Source organism: Bradyrhizobium sp. HKCCYLS3013 (assembly GCF_051167615.1).
Lineage (GTDB): Bacteria > Pseudomonadota > Alphaproteobacteria > Rhizobiales > Xanthobacteraceae > Bradyrhizobium.
In genome coordinates, this window is the sequence record NZ_JBNPTK010000014.1 from 103,316 (window position 1) to 121,675 (window position 18,360).

Annotated in this window: 14 protein-coding genes; 5 read left to right on the forward strand and 9 right to left on the reverse strand. The window is 65.9% G+C overall.

Annotated elements, in window-relative coordinates; genetic code table 11:
- Window positions 1–118 precede the first annotated feature (118 nt).
- The 3 genes from ACQR1F_RS23650 (at window position 119) to ACQR1F_RS23660 (ending at window position 4,908) form a co-directional block, all read left to right on the forward strand.
- Window positions 119–2,914 carry a [protein-PII] uridylyltransferase gene (locus ACQR1F_RS23650; protein ID WP_315803821.1) on the forward strand — a complete coding sequence of 932 codons (2,796 nt, stop codon included), beginning with the start codon at window positions 119–121 and terminating at the stop codon, window positions 2,912–2,914.
- 93 nt (window positions 2,915–3,007) lie between these two features.
- Window positions 3,008–3,373 carry a DUF1304 domain-containing protein gene (locus ACQR1F_RS23655; RefSeq protein ID WP_434913965.1) on the forward strand — a complete coding sequence of 122 codons (366 nt, stop codon included), beginning with the start codon at window positions 3,008–3,010 and terminating at the stop codon, window positions 3,371–3,373.
- Between the two features lie 308 nt (window positions 3,374–3,681).
- Window positions 3,682–4,908 (forward strand): ABC transporter substrate-binding protein, encoded by a 1,227-nt coding sequence (locus ACQR1F_RS23660; RefSeq protein WP_315803823.1) that lies wholly within the window; start codon window positions 3,682–3,684, stop codon window positions 4,906–4,908.
- Window positions 4,909–5,181: 273 nt separating this feature from the next.
- Here the strand turns inward: ACQR1F_RS23660 and ACQR1F_RS23665 are convergent, their stop codons facing one another.
- The 4 genes from ACQR1F_RS23665 to ACQR1F_RS23680 form a co-directional block, all read right to left on the reverse strand.
- Window positions 5,182–5,787, reverse strand: a complete 606-nt coding sequence (locus ACQR1F_RS23665) for an ATP-dependent Clp protease proteolytic subunit (protein ID WP_434891580.1) — start codon at window positions 5,785–5,787, stop codon at window positions 5,182–5,184.
- A 41-nt stretch (window positions 5,788–5,828) separates the two neighbouring features.
- Entirely contained in the window at window positions 5,829–6,188 is a 360-nt protein-coding gene (locus ACQR1F_RS23670) for an SRPBCC family protein (protein WP_434913966.1), read from the reverse strand.
- Window positions 6,185–6,499, reverse strand: a complete 315-nt coding sequence (locus ACQR1F_RS23675) for an ArsR/SmtB family transcription factor (protein ID WP_434913967.1) — start codon at window positions 6,497–6,499, stop codon at window positions 6,185–6,187. Before ACQR1F_RS23675 ends, ACQR1F_RS23670 begins: the two co-directional genes overlap by 4 nt.
- A gap of 280 nt (window positions 6,500–6,779) precedes the next feature.
- Window positions 6,780–7,205, reverse strand: a complete 426-nt coding sequence (locus tag ACQR1F_RS23680; protein WP_315803828.1) for a DUF1330 domain-containing protein — start codon at window positions 7,203–7,205, stop codon at window positions 6,780–6,782.
- A 154-nt stretch (window positions 7,206–7,359) separates the two neighbouring features.
- Here ACQR1F_RS23680 and ACQR1F_RS23685 point away from each other — a divergent pair, with 154 nt between their 5' ends.
- Window positions 7,360–9,564: a transglycosylase domain-containing protein gene (locus tag ACQR1F_RS23685; protein WP_434913968.1), complete on the forward strand. Its 2,205-nt coding sequence runs from the start codon at window positions 7,360–7,362 to the stop codon at window positions 9,562–9,564.
- 132 nt (window positions 9,565–9,696) lie between these two features.
- Here ACQR1F_RS23685 and ACQR1F_RS23690 read toward each other — a convergent pair whose 3' ends face one another.
- From ACQR1F_RS23690 to ACQR1F_RS23710, 5 genes are all read right to left on the reverse strand, one after another.
- Window positions 9,697–12,360, reverse strand: coding sequence for an EAL domain-containing protein (locus ACQR1F_RS23690; RefSeq protein WP_434913969.1), 2,664 nt, complete (start codon window positions 12,358–12,360; stop codon window positions 9,697–9,699).
- 316 nt (window positions 12,361–12,676) lie between these two features.
- Window positions 12,677–13,516 (reverse strand): M48 family metallopeptidase, encoded by an 840-nt coding sequence (locus tag ACQR1F_RS23695; protein WP_315803829.1) that lies wholly within the window; start codon window positions 13,514–13,516, stop codon window positions 12,677–12,679.
- Between the two features lie 208 nt (window positions 13,517–13,724).
- The gene (locus ACQR1F_RS23700) at window positions 13,725–15,053 is read right to left on the reverse strand and encodes a polyhydroxyalkanoate depolymerase (protein WP_315803830.1); all 1,329 of its coding nucleotides are present in this window, start codon (window positions 15,051–15,053) and stop codon (window positions 13,725–13,727) included.
- A 124-nt stretch (window positions 15,054–15,177) separates the two neighbouring features.
- Entirely contained in the window at window positions 15,178–15,990 is an 813-nt protein-coding gene (locus ACQR1F_RS23705) for an ABC transporter permease (RefSeq protein ID WP_316238011.1), read from the reverse strand.
- Window positions 15,987–16,778: an ABC transporter ATP-binding protein gene (locus ACQR1F_RS23710; RefSeq protein ID WP_316238010.1), complete on the reverse strand. Its 792-nt coding sequence runs from the start codon at window positions 16,776–16,778 to the stop codon at window positions 15,987–15,989. Before ACQR1F_RS23710 ends, ACQR1F_RS23705 begins: the two co-directional genes overlap by 4 nt.
- Window positions 16,779–16,875: 97 nt before the next feature.
- On the opposite strand from ACQR1F_RS23710, the gene ACQR1F_RS23715 reads away from it, so the two are divergent.
- Window positions 16,876–18,231: an ActS/PrrB/RegB family redox-sensitive histidine kinase gene (locus tag ACQR1F_RS23715; protein ID WP_315803833.1), complete on the forward strand. Its 1,356-nt coding sequence runs from the start codon at window positions 16,876–16,878 to the stop codon at window positions 18,229–18,231.
- The last annotated feature ends 129 nt before the right edge of the window (window positions 18,232–18,360 follow it).

The window sequence follows — 18,360 nt, forward strand, 5'->3', positions numbered from 1 at the left end:
TTTCGACGGCGCGGTTCAGAACGATCATCATCCCGTGACCACCGATGACAGCATGGATCGATTGTTGCATTGGAAGTTTCGTGACAGCACAGGCCTTGTTCGATATCCGGTTGCAGCCATGGACAGCGTCGCCCCCCATTCCCACCCTGATAGCATTTCCGATTTCGACAGCGCCGGCATCGCGGCTGCGGTCGACGCGCTGGCCGCGCAGCATTCGGGACGCGAGGACATGTTCCGCGCGGCCGTGGTGCAATTCCTCAAGGCCGAGCTGGTCAAGGCGCGCGCGGCGGCCCAGGCGCAACTGCTGAAGGACCGCCACGGCCGGCGCTGCGCCGAGCAGCTCTGCTTCGTGCAGGACGAGATCATTCGCATCCTCTACGCCGCGGCCACCCAGCACCTTTATCGCTCGCAGGTGCCGAGCGGCGCCGAGCGCATGGCGGTGGTCGCCACCGGCGGCTATGGCCGCGGCCTGATGGCGCCGGAATCCGACATCGATCTGCTGTTCATCCTGCCCTACAAGCAAACCGCCTGGGGCGAGCAGGTGGCCGAAGCCATCCTGTATTCGCTATGGGACATGGGGCTGAAGGTCGGCCACGCGACCCGGTCGGTCGACGAGTCGATCCGCCAGGCGCGCGGCGACATGACCATCCGCACCGCCATCCTGGAGACGCGTTATCTCGCGGGCGACAGGCCGCTCTATGACGAGCTGGTCGCGCGGTTCGACAGCGAGGTGGTGCAGGGCACCGCCGCCGAATTCGTCGCCGCCAAGCTCGCCGAGCGCGAGGAGCGGCATCGCCGCGGCGGCCAGTCGCGCTACCTGGTCGAGCCCAACGTCAAGGACGGCAAGGGCGGCCTGCGCGACCTGCACACGCTGTTCTGGATCGCCAAATACGTCTACCGCGTGCGCGAGACCGCCGAGCTGGTCGAGCGCGGCGTGTTCGACGCGCATGAATACCGCACCTTCCGGCGCTGCGCGGACTTCCTGTGGTCGGTGCGCTGCAACCTGCATTTCGTCAGCGGGCGTCCGGAAGAACGGCTGTCGTTCGACCTGCAGCGCGAGATCGCGGTGCGGCTGGGCTACACCAGCCATCCCGGCATGCAGGATGTCGAGCGCTTCATGAAGCACTACTTCCTGGTCGCCAAGGAGGTCGGCAATCTCACCGCGATCCTGTGCGCCAAGCTCGAGGACCAGCAGGCCAAGCCGGCGCCGGTGCTGAGCCGGATGATCTCGCGCCTGACCACCGGCTCGACCTGGCGGCGCGTGCCGGAGAGCGACGACTTCATCGTCGACAACAACCGCATCAACCTCGCCGCGCCCGACGTCTTCAAGCACGATCCGGTCAATCTGATCCGCATCTTCCGGCTGGCGCAGAAGAACAACCTCGCATTCCATCCCGACGCGATGCGTGCGGTCACGCGCTCGTTGAACCTGATCAACACCGAGCTGCGCGACGATCCCGAGGCCAACCGGCTGTTCATGGAGATCCTGACCTCCAACGATGCCGAGGTCGTGCTGCGGCGGATGAACGAGACCGGCGTGCTCGGCCACTTCATCCGCGCCTTCGGCCGCATCGTCTCGATGATGCAGTTCAACATGTATCATCACTACACGGTCGACGAGCACCTGATCCGCTGCATCGGCTTCCTGCAGGAGATCGAGCGCGGCGGCATCGACGAGTTCACCCTGGCCTCCGACCTGATGCGCAAGATCCGGCCCGAGCACCGCGCCGTCATCTACATCACCGTGCTGCTGCACGACGTCGCCAAGGGCCGCCCCGAGGACCATTCCATCGCCGGCGCCAAGATCGCGCGCCGGCTGTGCCCGCGGCTCGGCTTCAACAATGCCGACACCGAGCTGGTCGCCTGGCTGATCGAGGAGCACCTGACGATGTCGACGGTGGCGCAGTCGCGCGACCTGTCGGACCGCAAGACGATCGAGAATTTCGCCGCCGTGGTGCAGTCCGTCGAGCAGATGAAGCTGCTGACCATCCTGACCACCGCCGACATCCGCGGCGTCGGCCCCGGCGTCTGGAACGGCTGGAAGGCGCAGCTCCTGCGCACGCTGTATTACGAGACCGAACCGGTACTGACCGGCGGCTTCTCCGAGGTCAACCGCGCCAAGCGCATCACCGCCGCGCAGGCCGAATTCCGCAACGCCTTCACCGACTGGCCCGACGACGAGCTCAACACCTATATCGGCCGGCATTATCCGGCCTACTGGCTCAAGGTCGAGCTGCCGCGCAAGATCCGCCATGCCCGCTTCGTGCGATCGAGCGAGGATGCGGGACACAAGCTCGCGATCAATGTCGGCTTCGATCCGGCCCGCGCCGTCACCGAGCTGACGATTTTCGCGATGGACCACCCCTGGCTGCTATCGATCATCGCAGGCGCCTGCGCCTCGGCCGGCGCCAACATCGTCGACGCCCAGATCTACACCACGACCGACGGGCGCGCGCTCGATACCATCGCGATCTCCCGCGAGTATGAGCGCGACGAGGACGAGGGCCGGCGCGCGACCCGGATCGGCGAGACCATCGAGCAGGTGCTGGAAGGCAAGCTGCGGCTGCCCGACGCGGTGGCGCGGCGCACCACGCGCGGCAAGCAGCACAAGGCGTTCTCGGTCGAGCCGGAAGTGACCATCAACAATCAATGGTCGGAGCTCTACACTGTCATCGAGGTCTCCGGCCTCGATCGGCCCGGCCTGCTCTACGAGCTGACCACGGCGATCTCGAAGCTGAACCTCAACATCGCCTCCGCCCATGTCGCCACCTTCGGCGAGCGCGCCCGCGACGTGTTCTACGTCACCGACCTCCTGGGCGCGCAGATCAACGCGCCGACCCGGCAGGCCGCGATCAAGAGCGCGCTGCTGCATCTGCTGGCGAACGACGACGCGGCCGCTCAACCGGCGGCATGAGGGACCATCGCGCGGCCCTGAGCCGCTCGGAGCCGATTTGAAAAAGGGGACCGGCACCAGCGCCGGCTCACGCAGGCTTGGGGGAGCCGAACCATGGCATTGATTGCAAACATCGTCGTCGGGCTGATCGGCCTGCTGCACGTCTACATTCTCGTGCTGGAGATGTTTCTCTGGACCAAGCCGGCCGGCTTGAGGGCGTTCAACAACACGCCGGAGCGCGCGGAGCAGACCAAGGTGCTCGGCGCCAATCAGGGCCTCTACAACGGCTTCCTCGCCGCCGGCCTGTTCTGGGGCCTGGCCCACCCGACGCCGGCCTTCGCGTTCCAGATCAAGATCTTCTTCCTGCTCTGCGTGCTGGTCGCCGGGCTTTACGGCGCGGCCACCGCGAGCCGCAAGATCCTGTTCATCCAGAGCGTGCCGGCCGCGATCGGCCTCGTGCTGGTCTGGCTCGCGGGCTGACCATCGAGTTTGCGGCCGTCCTTCGAGACGCCGGCCTCCGGCGGGCTCCTCAGGACGAGGGCGGAATTCGCGGCGCAATCTCCACCCTCATGGTGAGGAGCGCCGCCTTTGCGGCGCGTCTCGAACCATGAGGCCAATGCTCTCGCCGAAAGGCGACGAAATCAGCACACGCCCCCGCCCCGCGGAACCGCCCCACCCGCGCTCCGCTCGCCTTGCGTCCGCCAAGCCGTTCCTCCACACTGCCTTCCAGCGATGGCGCCCATTGGGCAGACCAGCCGCACAACAAATCAGGAGGAACGATAGACCCCATGCGACAGGGATATTTCCGTCTTGCAGGGGCGGCCGCTCTGGCCGTCACCCTCTCCGTCACGTCAGCCTCGGCCCAGAAGAAGTACGATCCCGGCGCTTCGGATACCGAGATCAAGATCGGCCAGACCGTGCCGTTCTCGGGTCCCGCCTCGGCCTATGCCTCGATCGGCAAGACCCAGGCCGCCTATTTCAACATGATCAACGAGCAGGGCGGCATCAACGGCCGCAAGATCAAGCTGATCCAGTATGACGACGCCTACTCGCCGCCGAAGGCCGTGGAGCAGGTGCGCAAGCTGGTCGAGGACGACGAGGTGCTGCTGACGTTCCAGATCATCGGCACGCCGTCCAACGCCGCGGTCCAGAAATACCTGAACGCCAAGAAGGTGCCGCAGCTGTTCGCGGCCACCGGCGCCACCAAGTTCACCGATCCGAAGAACTTCCCCTGGACCATGGGATACAATCCCAACTACTTCACCGAGGGCCGCATCTACGGCCAGTACATTCTGAAGGAGCACCCCAATGCCAAGGTCGGCGTGCTCTATCAGAACGACGATCTCGGCAAGGACTACCTCAACGGCATCAAGGCCGGCCTCGGCGACAAGGCGGCGACGATGATCGTGTCGGAGGCCTCCTACGAGGTCTCCGACCCCACCATCGACTCCCAGCTCCTCAAGCTCAAGGCGGCCGGCGCCGACCTCTTGTTCTCGGCCGCGACGCCGAAGCAGGCGGCGCAGGCGATCAAGAAGCTGCACGAGCTCGACTGGCATCCGGTTCACATCGTCGACATCAATGCGACGTCGGTCGGTGCGGTGCTTCAGCCGGCCGGGCTGGAGGCGTCCAAGGGCGTGATCTCGGTCAATTACGGCAAGGACCCGCTCGATCCGCAGTGGAAAGACGATCCGGGCATGAAGCGCTATTTCGAGTTCATGGCCAAGTACTATCCTGAAGGCGACAAGAACTCGAACTTCAACACCTATGGCTACGGCAACGCCGAGCTGCTGGTGACCATCCTGCGCATGTGCGGCGACAATCTCACCCGCGAGAACGTCATGAAGCAGGCGACGTCGCTGAAGGATGTCGTCGGCGACCTGTCGCTGCCGGGCATGAAGATCAACACCTCGCCGACCGACTACCGCGTCAACAAGCAGTTGCAGATGATGAAGTTCAACGGTGAGCGCTGGGAGCTGTTCGGCCCGATCCTGGAGGACAAGGGCGCGGCAGGTTAGCGCCCCCCTCGTCATTCCGGGGCAGCCCGATAGGGCTGAACCCGGGATCCATCTCACAACCGAATATCACGCCAAATGGATTCCGGGCTCGCGCTGCGCGCGCCCGGAATGACGACATCACCGGTAAAGGGCTGCGCAACGGCGCAGCCCTTTTGCGTTGCGGCACGGATTGCGCCCCTTCGTCGCTCCTGCTGCCGCAGACACCACTGTCATGCCCCGCGCCGGCGGGGCATCCGGCACGTCGTGCACTCTCGGTCGAACGTGCCGTTCACGCTACTCGCCCATCGCCCTCTGCTTCGCGACCCGGTCGATCAAGCCCCATTGCTGCGCCTCATCCGCCGTCATGAAGTGGTCGCGATCGAGCGTACGTTCGACATCCTCGTAGCTGCGTCCGCAATGCTCGGCATAGAGCCGGATCATGCGGCGCTTGGTCTGCTCCATCTCCCTGGCGTGGATCAGGATGTCGGACGCCTGGCCCTGGAAGCCGCCGAGCGGCTGATGCACGTGAAGGCTCGCATTGGGCAGCGCCGTCCGCTCGCCGGGCTCCCCCGCCATCAGCAGGAACGACCCCATCGAGCGCGCCGTTCCCATGCACAGCGTGTGCACCGGCGCCTTGACGAATTGCATCGTGTCGTACATCGCCAGCCCGCTGGTGATCACGCCGCCGGGCGAATTGATGTAGAGATGGATCGGCCGCTTCGGGTTCTCCGCCTCGAGAAACAGCAGTTGCGCGCAGACCAGGGCGGAGACGGTGTCGTTGACCTCGCCGTTGAGGAAGACGATCCGCTCGCGCAGCAGCCGCGAATAGATGTCGAAGGATCGCTCTCCCCGGCTCGACTGCTCGATGACCATGGGGACGAGTTGCATCGTGTCGCGCATGCGCGAGCTCCCGTTCAGTGAGTTGCTGATGAGTTGATGCGTCAGGCCGCGCGCATCAGACTGCGCATGTTGCTGTTCGCCGCTGGCGGCGTCCGCCGCATCAGCGGCGCCGCGGCCAGTCCGTGGATGATCCTGAGCCGCGTGCCGCCATCGGCGTTGGGGATGACCTGGAACGTCACGATGCTCTCGAGGTAGGGCGGCTCGTCGTCGCGCATGCGGTAGCGCACTTCCTCGCCTGGCGTCGACGAGATCGGCGCAGCATCGGCGAGGTCGCCGGGCGGCAGCCAGGTGTCGCGCAGCGCCGGACTGCTGATGGCACGCCAGACTTTCTCCGGCGGCGCATCAAGCTGGTAGTCGAGCACCAGTTCATCGCCCTGCGCGTCAGCCTCGAGATCGGTCATTGGTCCATGTCCTTCAGCAGGGTTTTCAATGCATCGACCCGTGACGGCCAGTAGGCGCGGTACTTCGCCAGCCAGCGCGCGATGTGCGCCAGGCCATTCGGATCGACCTCGTAGTTGACGAAGCGGCCCTGCCGCTCTTCCCGCACCAGCCCTGCGTTCCGCAGCACCGCGAGGTGCTGCGACATCGCCGGCTGGCTGATCGTCAAACCTTCGCGAAGGGCGCTGGCATTCATGCCGCCGGCCGCGAGCTTCTCGAAGATCGCGAAGCGCGTCGGATCGGCCAGCGCCTTGAAGATGTCACTCTCGATCATGACGACACATAAGCATAAACTTATGCGTTGTGCAAGCCCGCAGCCCCAGCATTGGCGAGCCTATCGAGCGATCCCACGCTCGCGGACTGCATTCCACTGTAGAAAACACTCTCGCAAAGTCCCCCGCTGCGCTCCCTCCCCCCTTGTGGGGGAGGGTTGGGGAGGGGGGGCCTCCGGGCGACCGTCCTCGTAGCTACCCCCTCCCTAACCCTCCCCCACAAGGGGGAGGGAACCTACCGCCGATGGGGCGTCGACTTCGACCAACACTGCTGAGAAAAAACTACGCCGGCACCTCGCCAAAGTTCTTCCCCACCGGCAGTACCGCATGCCGGATGAGCCGCGAGTCTTCCACCGCCGCCTGCCTGTGCTTCACCGCTTCGCGGTAGACGGGATCCCGGATCATCTCGACGAACGCCTGCACGGACGGATATTCCGCGATGAAGCAGTGATCCCAGCGCTCCTCCTGCGGGCCGATCAGCATCAGCTCGAAGCGGCCCTGCCAGATGATGCGGCCGCCGAGGCGCTCGAACACCGGGCCGCTCTCGCGGCCATAGGCGGCATAGGCTTCCGCGCCGCTGACCTTGCGTCCGTCGGGATAGGCCGCCTCCTTGCGCAGTCGCACCAGGTTCAGCATGTGGATCGGACCCGGGCGGTCGTTCTCCCGGAACTGCGCGAACACCTCCTTGGTGGGATCGATATGGCCCATGAACTCCCTCGTCTGTTGTTGTTTACCTTAGCTTAACCATAACGCGGCGTTACGAGCGCGAAACTCCTAATCGCGCGTTAAGCTCTTCCTAACTGCCCCTTAAACTCCGGACATTACCGTGGTCGGACGGCGGGATCGCGGGCTCGGGTTGCGTATGGCGCGGGGACGGAAACAGGGCGGCGGACGCAAGGAGCCGCGATTCGGTCTTGCGGCCGCGATGGCCGATCTGCGCCTCGACCCCAAGGATCGGATTCCCTCCGACAACGCGCCCAAGAAGTCCGCTGCAAAGAAAAGGCCGGTCGAGCCGGACGACGAGGACGATGTGCCGGCGCGCGCGCCGAAAGCCACCCCACCGAAACCGAAGCCTGCCCGAGCCAAGTCACGCTGGGGGATGTCGGTCGGCCGCATGTTCTACTGGGCACTGGTTTGCGGCCTGTGGGGCGTGATCGCGCTGGTCGGCGTCGTGATCTGGGCCGGCGCGCATCTGCCGCCGATCCAGTCGCTGGAGATCCCGAAGCGGCCGCCGACGATCGAGATCGTGGGCTATGACGGCAGCATGCTGGCGCAGCGCGGCGAGATGGCGGGCGCCAATGTCGCGCTGAAGGATCTGCCGCCCTATCTGCCGAAGGCCTTCATCGCCATCGAGGACCGCCGCTTCTATCAGCATTTCGGCATCGATCCGATCGGCATCGCCCGCGCCGTGGTCGCCAACGTCCTGCATCGCGGCGTGTCGCAGGGCGGCTCGACCCTGACGCAGCAGCTCGCCAAGAACCTGTTCCTGACCCAGGAGCGTACGCTGGCGCGCAAGCTGCAGGAGGCCGAGCTGGCGCTGTGGCTGGAGCGCAAATATTCCAAGCGCGAGATCCTGGAGCTGTATCTCAACCGGGTCTATTTCGGCTCCGGCGCCTATGGCGTCGAGGCGGCGGCGCAGCGCTATTTCGGCAAGTCAGCGCGGCAGGTGACGATCGGCGAGGCCGCGATGCTCGCAGGTCTCGTCAAGTCTCCGTCGCGGCTGGCGCCGAACCGCAACCCGGAGGGCGCCGCCAAGCGCGCGCAGACCGTGCTCGCGGCGATGGCCGACGCCAAGTTCATCACCGACGCCCAGGCGCAGGCCCAGATCGCGCACCCTTCCGTCGCAGTGAAGCCGGCGGGCGCCGGCACCATCAACTACGTCGCCGACTGGATCGGCGAGGTGCTCGACGATCTCGTCGGCCAGGTCGAGGAATCGATCGTGGTGGAGACCACGATCGATCCGAAGCTGCAGAGCGTCGCCGAGGCGGCCATCATCGACGAGCTCGCGGCCAAGAGCGTCAAGTTCAACGTCAGCCAGGGGGCGCTGGTGGCGATGACGCCGGACGGCGCCGTGCGCGCCATGGTCGGCGGCCGCAACTATTCCGACAGCCAGTTCAACCGCGCCGTCACCGCCAAACGCCAGCCCGGCTCGGCGTTCAAGCCGTTCGTCTATCTCACCGCGATCGAGCAGGGCCTGACGCCGGACACGGTCCGCCAGGACGCGCCGCTCGATCTGAAGGGCTGGAAGCCGGAGAACTACACCCGCGAATATTTCGGCCCGGTGACCTTGACCCAGGCGCTGGCGATGTCGCTCAACACGGTGGCGGTGCGCGTCGGTCTCGAGGTCGGGCCGAAGAACGTCGTGCGCACCGCGCACCGGCTCGGCATCGCCTCCAAGCTCGATCCCAACCCATCGATCGCGCTCGGCACCTCCGAAGTGTCGATGATCGAGCTGGTCGGCGCCTACGCGCCGTTCTCGAATGGCGGCCTCGCCGTCTCGCCGCATGTGGTGACGCGGATCAGGACGCTCGACGGCAAGCTGCTCTACATGCGCCAGACGGAGCAGCCGGTGCAGGTGATCGAGCCGCGCAACGCCGCGATGATGAACCAGATGATGCAGGAGACACTAATCTCCGGCACCGCGAAGAAGGCGGAAATTCCAGGCTGGACCGCAGCCGGCAAGACCGGCACCAGCCAGGATTTCCGCGACGCCTGGTTCATCGGCTACACCGCGCATCTCGTCACCGGCGTTTGGCTCGGCAATGACGACAACTCGCCGACCAAGAAGGCGACCGGCGGCGGCCTGCCGGTCGAGGTCTGGACCCGTTTCATGCGCGCGGCGCATCAGGGCGTGCCGGTCGCGGCGCTCCCGAACGCGCAAGGCGCCGGCCTGGTCCCGACCCTGGCGCAGATCGCCTCGCAGATCACCGCGCCGACGTCCCCTGCCCCCAATGCCGCCTACTCTGCGCGCTCGGCGCCGCCAACGAGCCGCAACAATGTGCGGCCGGAGCCCGCCGCCGGCCTCGATGGCTGGCTGGTCGACCGGCTGTTCGGTGGTCGGCGCTGAGCGGTTCGATTGCGTCACATCCGCCGTCCTGCGGGAGCACGCAGGAGCGGCGATGACAGGGCAACGGCTCGGCGCGTTGTGACGCGGCCGAGCTGATCCTCGCGTTCGGGACGGATGCCGGTGGCTGGCCTGTCAGCTCGCGGCCGCCGCGACAGGACGCGGTGACGTCTCGGCGGCAGCGGAGCCGGCGCCTTGCGCCAAGGCGCGTCCGATCTGCCGCAGCATCAGGCTCGCGCGGTGGGCGCTGTAGTCCAGCAGCCAACGGCTGAAGGCGCTTGCGGCCATCGGCCGCGCGAACAGGAAGCCCTGCATCGCGTCGCAGCCGAGCTCGGCCAGCAGCTTGCGCTGCGGCTCGGTCTCGACCCCTTCTGCGACCACGGCCACGTCGAGGCTTTGGCCGACGCGCACGACCGCGGTGACGATCGCCCGCGTGCCGCTGTCGTTCTCGAAATCGCGCATGAAGCTGCGGTCGATCTTCAGCTCGTCGATCGGCAGCTGCGCCAGCCGGCTGAGGCTGGAATAGCCGGTGCCGAAATCGTCCAGCGACAGCCCGACGCCCATGTTGCGCAGCTCGTTCATGGTCGCGATCACGGTGGCGCGCTCGTTGAGGATGACCCCCTCGGTGATCTCCAGCATCAGCATCTTCGCCGGCAGGTCGTTGGCGGCCAGGATCTGCGCCACCATCGCCGCCAGGTTCACGTTCTGGAAGTTGATCGGCGACAGGTTCACCGAGATGCAGGGAATATCGAGTCCGGCGCGTCGCCACGACGCCATCTGCTGACAGGCCAGCTTGATCGACCACACGCCGATCTGCTCGATCAGGCCGCATTCTTCCGCAAGCGGAATGAATTTGGCGGGCGAGACCTCGCCGAGCACCGGATCGTGCCAGCGTGCCAGCGCTTCCACGCCGTGGATCGCGCCGTCGCGGGTGCGGATCTGCGGCTGATAGTGCAGGGTCAGGGCCTCGCTGGCGATCGCCTCGCGCAGCGCGGTCGAATGCATCAGCCGTTCTTCGGCGAGCTTGTCGATGTCGGCGCTGAAGAAACGGTAGGTCGCCCGGCCGCCGCGCTTGGCCTTGTACATCGCCGCGTCGGCCTGCTTGATCAGGGTCTCGATGTCCTTGGCGTTGTCGGGATAGAGGCTGAGCCCCATGCTCGCCGACATCGGCACCTGGCGCTTGCCGATCGTCAGCGGCATGGCGAGCGCCGCGGTGATCCGCGCCGCCGCCAGCGAGGCCTCGAGCGGATCGCGGTTCTGCAGCACGATCACGAACTCGTCGCCGCCGAGCCGGCCCAGCATGTCGCCGGCGCGGATCTGCGCCCGCAGGCGGTTGGCGAAGCCGACCAGGAACTCGTCGCCGGCGGCATGGCCCAGCGTGTCGTTGACGTCCTTGAAATTGTCGGCGTCGAGGAAGGCGACGGCGACGTGTCCGCCTTCCGGACAGGCCTTGATGGCCTCGGCGATCAGCGACGGGATGCGGGCACGGTTGGGCAGGCCCGTCAGCATGTCGTGATAGGCGACCTGCGAGATCGTCGAGCGGACCTCCTGGCGCTCGATGGCGAGCGCACCGAGCTGGACGCAGGCGGCGACGATCTGCTCGTGCCAGGGGCTGGGGCCGCGGCATTCACGGAAGTAGAAGGCAAAGGTGCCGATGACGCGGCCGTCCTTGCCCTTGATGGGCGACGACCAGCAGGCGCGCAGGCCGGCGGCGAGCGGGCCGGCCTTGTAGGGCTGCCAGCGCGGATCATTGTCGATGTCGCGCGACAGCACCGGCTCGCAGAGATAGGCGGCGGTGCCGCAGGAGCCGACGTCCGGCCCGATCGGGATCCCGTCGAGGCTGGCGGAAAAATCGGCCGGCAGGCTCGGGCCGCCGAGCGGATGCACGTGCCCATCTGAATCGACGTGCAGGATTGAGCAGACGACGTCAGGGGCGAGCTCTTCGACCCGGCGGCACAGTTGATCGGCGATGGTCGTGATCGAAACGTCGGACGCCAGCGACGCCATGATCAGCTGCTGCAGCGAGCGCAGCTGCTTGGTCTCCCGGATGTCCGTGAGCAGCCCGAACAGATATCTGACCTTGCCCCGCCTGGTCCGGTGCGCCTTGACATAGGCGGTCGTCCAGATCTCGCAGCCGTCCTTGTCGTAGACCAGCACGTCCTCCTCGATGCCGCGGTCGTCCTCGAGGCATTGCCTCAGCCGGTTGACGATGGCGGGATCGGTGCAGGGGCCGGTCAGCAGTTCCTCGGCGCGGCGCCCGATCGCCTGTTCAGGCGTGTAGCCGAACAGGCTGGCAAAGGCGGCGTTGGTGTACAGGACGTTGAGATGGCGATCGGTGACGATGACGGCCCGGTTGGTCCGATCGGCGACCGATGTCAGCAGCGCATTGCGCTCGCGCATGTCGACTTCGGTGGTCACGTCACGAATGAACAGCAACGAACGGACCGGCTCATCCTCCCGGCCCGGCGGGAGCGCGCACAACGACAGGCGGAGGCGGGTCCGCCCGCCGTCGGCATGGCGCATCGTCATTTCGCGGGCGTCGGACTGGTCCGGCTCCTGCTGCGCGTCGGTCGCCTCGGCGCACGGGGTCGCCGCGATCAGATCCGCGGGCAGACCCAGGCTTTCGAGGTCGGCGCCGACCAGAGCGGCCGGCTCACGCCGCAGCAGCACCGACGCCGCCTGATTGGCGTGCTGGACGTGGCCCTGCGCGTCGAGAAAGAGAATCGCCTCGGAGGCACCGTCGAGCGCGGCAGAGAGCAATTGTGTGGATGCGGCCGGTTGAAACTCGCTTGCAAACATCGTTCGATTCGAGGCGCGCTGCACGTTTCGAGAGAAACGATCGGCGCTTTGGTTGCAGCGAACGGCCCGGCAGCTCGCTGGGACGTCACCTTGGGTTGATTGCGGTAAATCTGGCGAGCGCAGCGTTACAGCCACGTTAAGGCGCCGCCGATTTGGGCAATATCCTGCGACTGCAGGCGAGAAGGCTTAAGAATTCGATAGTCCGCAGGCGGGTTCTGAGTTCATCGATGCAGATTGGAACCCGACGAAGAAATGGCCCGGACCAGAAGGCCGGGCCATTGGGACTCACATCGTCGAGAGGTCTGTCGTCGAGACCTCAGTCGTCGATGCCATAGCGATGCAGATCGTTGCCGCAGGTGTCGAGCCACTTCTTGGCGCGCTCGACCGAGGCGCAGATTCTACCGCACACCTTCCAGAACCGCGGCGAGTGGTTCATCTCGATCAGATGCGCGACCTCGTGCGCGGCGAGATAGTCGAGCACGAAGGGCGGCGCCAGGATGAGACGCCACGAGAACGACAGCGAGCCGGCCGAGGTGCACGAGCCCCAGCGGCTCGACTGGTCGCGGATCGACAGCCGCTTGACCTTGACGCCGAGCTGCTCGGCATAGCCGTCGGCGGCCTTCTGCAGGTCACGGCGCGCCTCGCGCTTGAGGAAGTCGAGCACGCGGCGTTCGGTGTGCTCGATCCCGCCGGCCACGCACAGGATCTTCTCGCCGCTGTCGCGCGTCTCGGTCCACACCGTGCCGCGCTCGCCGGCGCGATGCACGATCTTGTGCGGCACGCCGCGCAGCGGCACCAACGTGCCCGGCAGGAATGGCGCCGCCTTCGGCAGCCGGCCGAGACGCGCCGCGATCCACGCGCCGTGACGCTGCGCGAAGTCTTTCGCTTCGATGATGGTGCCGCGCGGAGGCATCGTCAGGATCGCTTCGCGATCCGACGGATGAATTCTCAGGGTATAACGTCGCGCACGACGGTGACGCCGCAATCTAATCGAGTAGATTTGCGAGCCGTGCTTGACGAGAAGACGCGAGGGTTCGGCGGGCCGCCGATAAAGTAGCGCGCGAGTGGCCATTTCTGTCAGTCCGGGGGGTAAGAACTCGCCCGGATTTTGCCATATCCACCGCCAGGGAAAGCGCTCGGCGCAAAAACAAATCATTTGCCCAACATACAGGGGTTCCGAAGGTTCCGCACCCCAGCAGTTGGGCCTCTCAGGCTCCCGAAGATATGAATTCAGATTCAAAAGCATCGCTCAAGGAGCGACGCCACATTCACTGCTTGAGTCACTCCTGAATTCCGGTTTCTACCGTCCCTTCAAAGAGTTACCGCGCAGCCGGATTCGGATGCGCGGTGAATGTGATTGTCGCTCATTCAGCCGCAATGGCGAGCAGCGACTTGGGATCGGCCGCCGACAACATGAAATCGTTGATGCGCGGCACGATCTCCGACTTGAATCGCGAGCCGTTGAACACGCCGTAATGACCGACACCTGGTTGCACGTAGTGAACCCGGCGATGATCCGGGATCGACGAGCAGAGTCCATGCGTCGCTTCGGTCTGACCGAGACCGGAAATGTCGTCCTTCTCGCCTTCGACGGTCATCAACGCCACACGCGTGACCTTCGACGGGTCGACCAGCGTGCCGCGGTGGGTCATCTCGCCCTTCGGCAGCGCGTGTCGGATGAACACCGTCTCAACCGTCTGCAAATAATATTCCGCAGCCAGGTCCATGACGGCGAGATACTCGTCGTAGAAGTCGCGGTGCTTGTCGACCTGGTCGCCGTCACCCTTCACGAGGTTGGCGAACAGCGCCTTGTGGGCGTCGACATGGCGGTCGAGGTTCATGCTGATGAAGCCGTTCAGCTGCAGGAAGCCCGGATAGACGTCGCGCATCACGCCGGGATGCGGGAACGGCACCTTGGTGATGACGTGGTTGCGGAACCAGTCGATGCCGCGCTCCTGGGCGAGATTGTTCACGCCGGTCGGATTGCGCCTGGTGTCGATCGGGCCGCCCATCAGGGTCATCGAGATCGGTGCGAACGGATCGCGCTCGGCCTCCATGACCGACACCGCGGCCAGCACCGGCACCGCCGGCTGGCACACCGCCATGACGTGCATGTTGGTGCCGAGGAAGCGCAGCATCTCGATGACGTAGTCGATGTAGTCGTCGAGGTCGAAACGGCCCTCGGCCAGCGGAACCATCCGCGCGTCGGACCAGTCGGTGATGTAGACCTCGTGGGTCGGCAGGAACGCCTCGACGGTACCGCGCAACAGCGTCGCGTAATGGCCGGACATCGGCGCCACGATCAAGAGCCGGGGCTGGGGCGCGCGCAGAGGGCGGGTCAGCTTGCGGTCGAAATAAAGCAGCCGGCAGAACGGCTTTTCCCAGATCGCGCGGACCTCGACCGGGGTCCGGATGCCGTTGACCTCGGTCTCGTCGAGACCCCATTCGGGCTTGCCGTAGCGGCGCGTGGTGCGCTCGAACAGCTCGCAGGCCGCTGCGACCGACTTGCCCATCTCGGTATGCGCCCAGGGATTGAGCGGGTTCTGAAACAGGATCTTGGTGGCATCGGTGACAGCGCGCGCCGGATTGAGCGATGCATGCGCCATTTCGTACATCCAGTACATCGGTGTCGTCAGGACCGGACTGCCTTCCGACGCCAGGGGCGGTGCACCGCCAAACTCACCTATCGGCATTCTCGTTCAACCTCTCTGCAACGCAGCATACTGCCGAATGCGTAATTAAGCGTCAATGCGGTGTTGTACGTGTCAACGCCGCAAAGCGACGAAATGAGCCCGGAAATCCACGGGAAAAGCGCAATTATTCCCCTGCCGCCAGCAGCGAGCCGGCGCGGCGCGCGCTGCGCAAAAGAGCAATGAATGCCGCAAACGACGCCAGCAGCAGGGCGGCATTGAGCCCGAGCGCGGTCAGCATCAGGTCGGACCGGAAGACGTGATCGGCCAGCAGCGCGCGCATGCCTTCGAACACGTAGGTCGGCGGCAGCGACCAGGCGACGAGCTGCAGCCAATGCGGCAGCACCTGGACGGGATAGTACACGCAGGCCAGCGGCATCAGCGCGAACATCAGCGTCCAGACGATGCTCTCGGCGCCGAGCCCGTTGCGCAGCACCAGCCCCGACACGAAGATTCCGACCGCCCAGGAGGTGAAGATCAGGTTGCAGAAGAACGCGATCAGCGGCAGCCCGAGGCTGTAGAAGTTGAAGTCGAAGAACCAGACCGCGATCAGGGTCATCGGAATGATGCCGATGGCCAGCCGGATCAGGCTCATCGTCATCAGCGCCAGCAGGAATTCGATCGGCGTCAGCGGGCTCATCATCAGGTTGCCGATGTTGCGCGCCCACATCTCCTCCAGGAAGGAGATCGAGAAGCCGAGCTGGCCGCGGAACAGGATGTCCCACAGGATGACCGCGCCGATCAGCGTGCCGCCGGCTTTGGCGAAGAAGCCGGCATTGGCGGTGATGTAGGTCTGCAGGAACCCCCAGGTGATGATCTGCAGGGTCGGCCAGTACATCAGCTCCAGCAGCCGCGGCCAGGACGACAGCAGCAGGTACCAGTAGCGCAGGATCATCGCGCCGATCCGGTGGGGCGAGATGTGGAGGGAAAGATCGTTCATTGCGCCGCCTCCCGGTCGCGGCCGCGGGCGACGTCGAGAAACACCTCCTCGAGCGTCGAGCGGTTGTAGCGCGCCATGATCTGCGCCGGGCTGTCGTCGTCCTCGATGCGGCCGCGCTTCATGATGATGATGCGGTCGCACAGACGCTCGACCTCCAGCATGTTGTGGGAGGCGAGCAGGATGGTGGCGCCGCGGCGCGCGCGATAGCGCTCGAGATGGCCGCGCACCCAGTCGGCGGTGTCGGGATCGAGCGAGGCGGTCGGCTCGTCCAGGAGCAGCAGCTCGGGATCGTTGATCAGCGCCTTCGCCAGCGCGACGCGCGTCTTCTGCCCGGCCGAGAGCTTGCCATTGGCGCGATCGATGAAGTCGGTCAGGTCGAGCTGCGACGCGAGTTCGGCGATCCGCTCCTTGAGGTGGTCCACCGCATAGAGCCGGCCGAAGATGGTGAGGTTCTGCCGCACCGTGAGACGCATCGGCATGTCGACATAGGGGCTCTCGAAGTTCATCCGCCCCAGCACGGCCGCCGCCTCGTCCGGCATGCTGTGGCCGAGCACGGCGACCTCGCCCGAGGTCGGCTGCACCAGCCCCATGATCATCGCAATCGTCGTGGTCTTGCCGGCACCGTTGCCGCCGAGCAGCCCGGTGATGCTGCCCCGGCGGATCGCAAAGGAGATGCCGTCGACGGCCGTCGTCGTCTTGTAGACCTTGGTCAGCCGCGACACGGCAATCGCGGGCGAAACCGAGCCGGAATCGGATGAGAGGGTCGGCACTGCGTCATCTTGCGTCATGGGAGGGGTTCATTGAGGCATTGTGCCGCAAACCGCAACAGGCCACCAACGGCCGCCCAGATTTGTCGCCGCGCCTGCGCGGCATTAGGTTCCCGTCATGACCGACGACGCCCTGATCATCGACACGCCCGACACCGACTATCGCCATCCGCGCCAGCGCGTCCGGCTCGACACCATCCTGCGACTGCGCTGGCTGGCGGCGCTCGGTCAGTTGAGCGCAATCTTCATCGTGGTGCAGGGGCTGGAGTTCGACCTGCCGGTGGTGCCCTGTCTGGCGGTGATCAGCATCTCGGCGCTGCTCAATCTCGGCCTGCAGATCGCCTTCAACCCGATGCAGTTGCTGGAGCCGGCCCACGCCGGTGGCCTGCTCGCGCTCAACATCATCGAGCTGACGGTGCTGCTCTATCTCACGGGAGGGCTGGAGAATCCGTTTTCCTACATGTTCCTCGCGCCGGTGCTGATCTCGGCGACCGCGCTGCCGGTCCGCCTGACGATCATGCTCGGCCTGCTCGCCGTCGCCTGCGCCACCGCCTTGTTCTTCATGCACCTGCCGCTGCCGTGGGAAGGCGAGGAGCCGCTGATCTTCCCGCCGATCTACCTGTTCGGCGTCTGGCTCTCGATCGCGCTCGCGATCGGCGTCACCAGCCTCTATGCGTTCCAGGTGACCGAGGAGGCGCGGAAGCTGTCGGACGCGCTGGCGGCCACCGAGCTGGTGCTGGCGCGCGAGCAGCACCTCACCCAGCTCGACGGTCTCGCGGCAGCCGCCGCGCACGAGCTCGGCACGCCGCTCGCGACCATCGTGCTGATCTCGCGCGAGTTGGAGCGCGCCCTGCAGGACAACAGCCAGGTCACGTCCGACATCAAGACATTGCGCGAGCAGGCCCAGCGCTGCCGCGACATTCTCGGCAAGATCACCCAGCTGTCCTCGATCGGATCGATGTACGACCGGATGAAGCTGTCGACCTTGATCGAGGAGACGGTCGCACCGCATCGCGACTTTGGCGTCGACATCAAGGTCCGCGTCGCGGTGGCCGCGGCCAAGGAGCCGGTCGGCTCGCGCAACCCGGCGATCCTCTATGGCGTCGGCAACATCCTGGAAAATGCCGTCGATTTCGCGCACAACGCCGTCGAGGTGAACGCCTGGTGGAACAACGAGACGGTCGAGATCGTGGTGTCCGACGACGGCCCCGGCTTCGCGCCTGACATCCTGAAGCGGATCGGCGAGCCCTATCTGTCGCGGCGGCCCAGCGCCGAGGACGGCCCGGGAGGTAACCAGGGCGGCGGACTCGGGCTCGGCGTGTTCATCGCCCGCACCCTGCTGGAGCGGACCGGGGCCAAGGTCTCGTTCAGCAATCGCACCTTCCCCGACCATGGCGCCGTGGTCCAGATCGTCTGGCCGCGGCGGCGCTTCGAGGCCAGCGAGGATGACGATGGCGAGGCGGAGCCGGAATGAAACCTGCGGGGCAGCCGCCGCTGGCGCGGTCCTGGCATACGGCACACCGGCCCCGCGCGGCGTCACGCCGCAGACTGCGGCAACCCGCGATCTTGGCAGCGGCGACTCGGCAGACCATATGAGGATGGA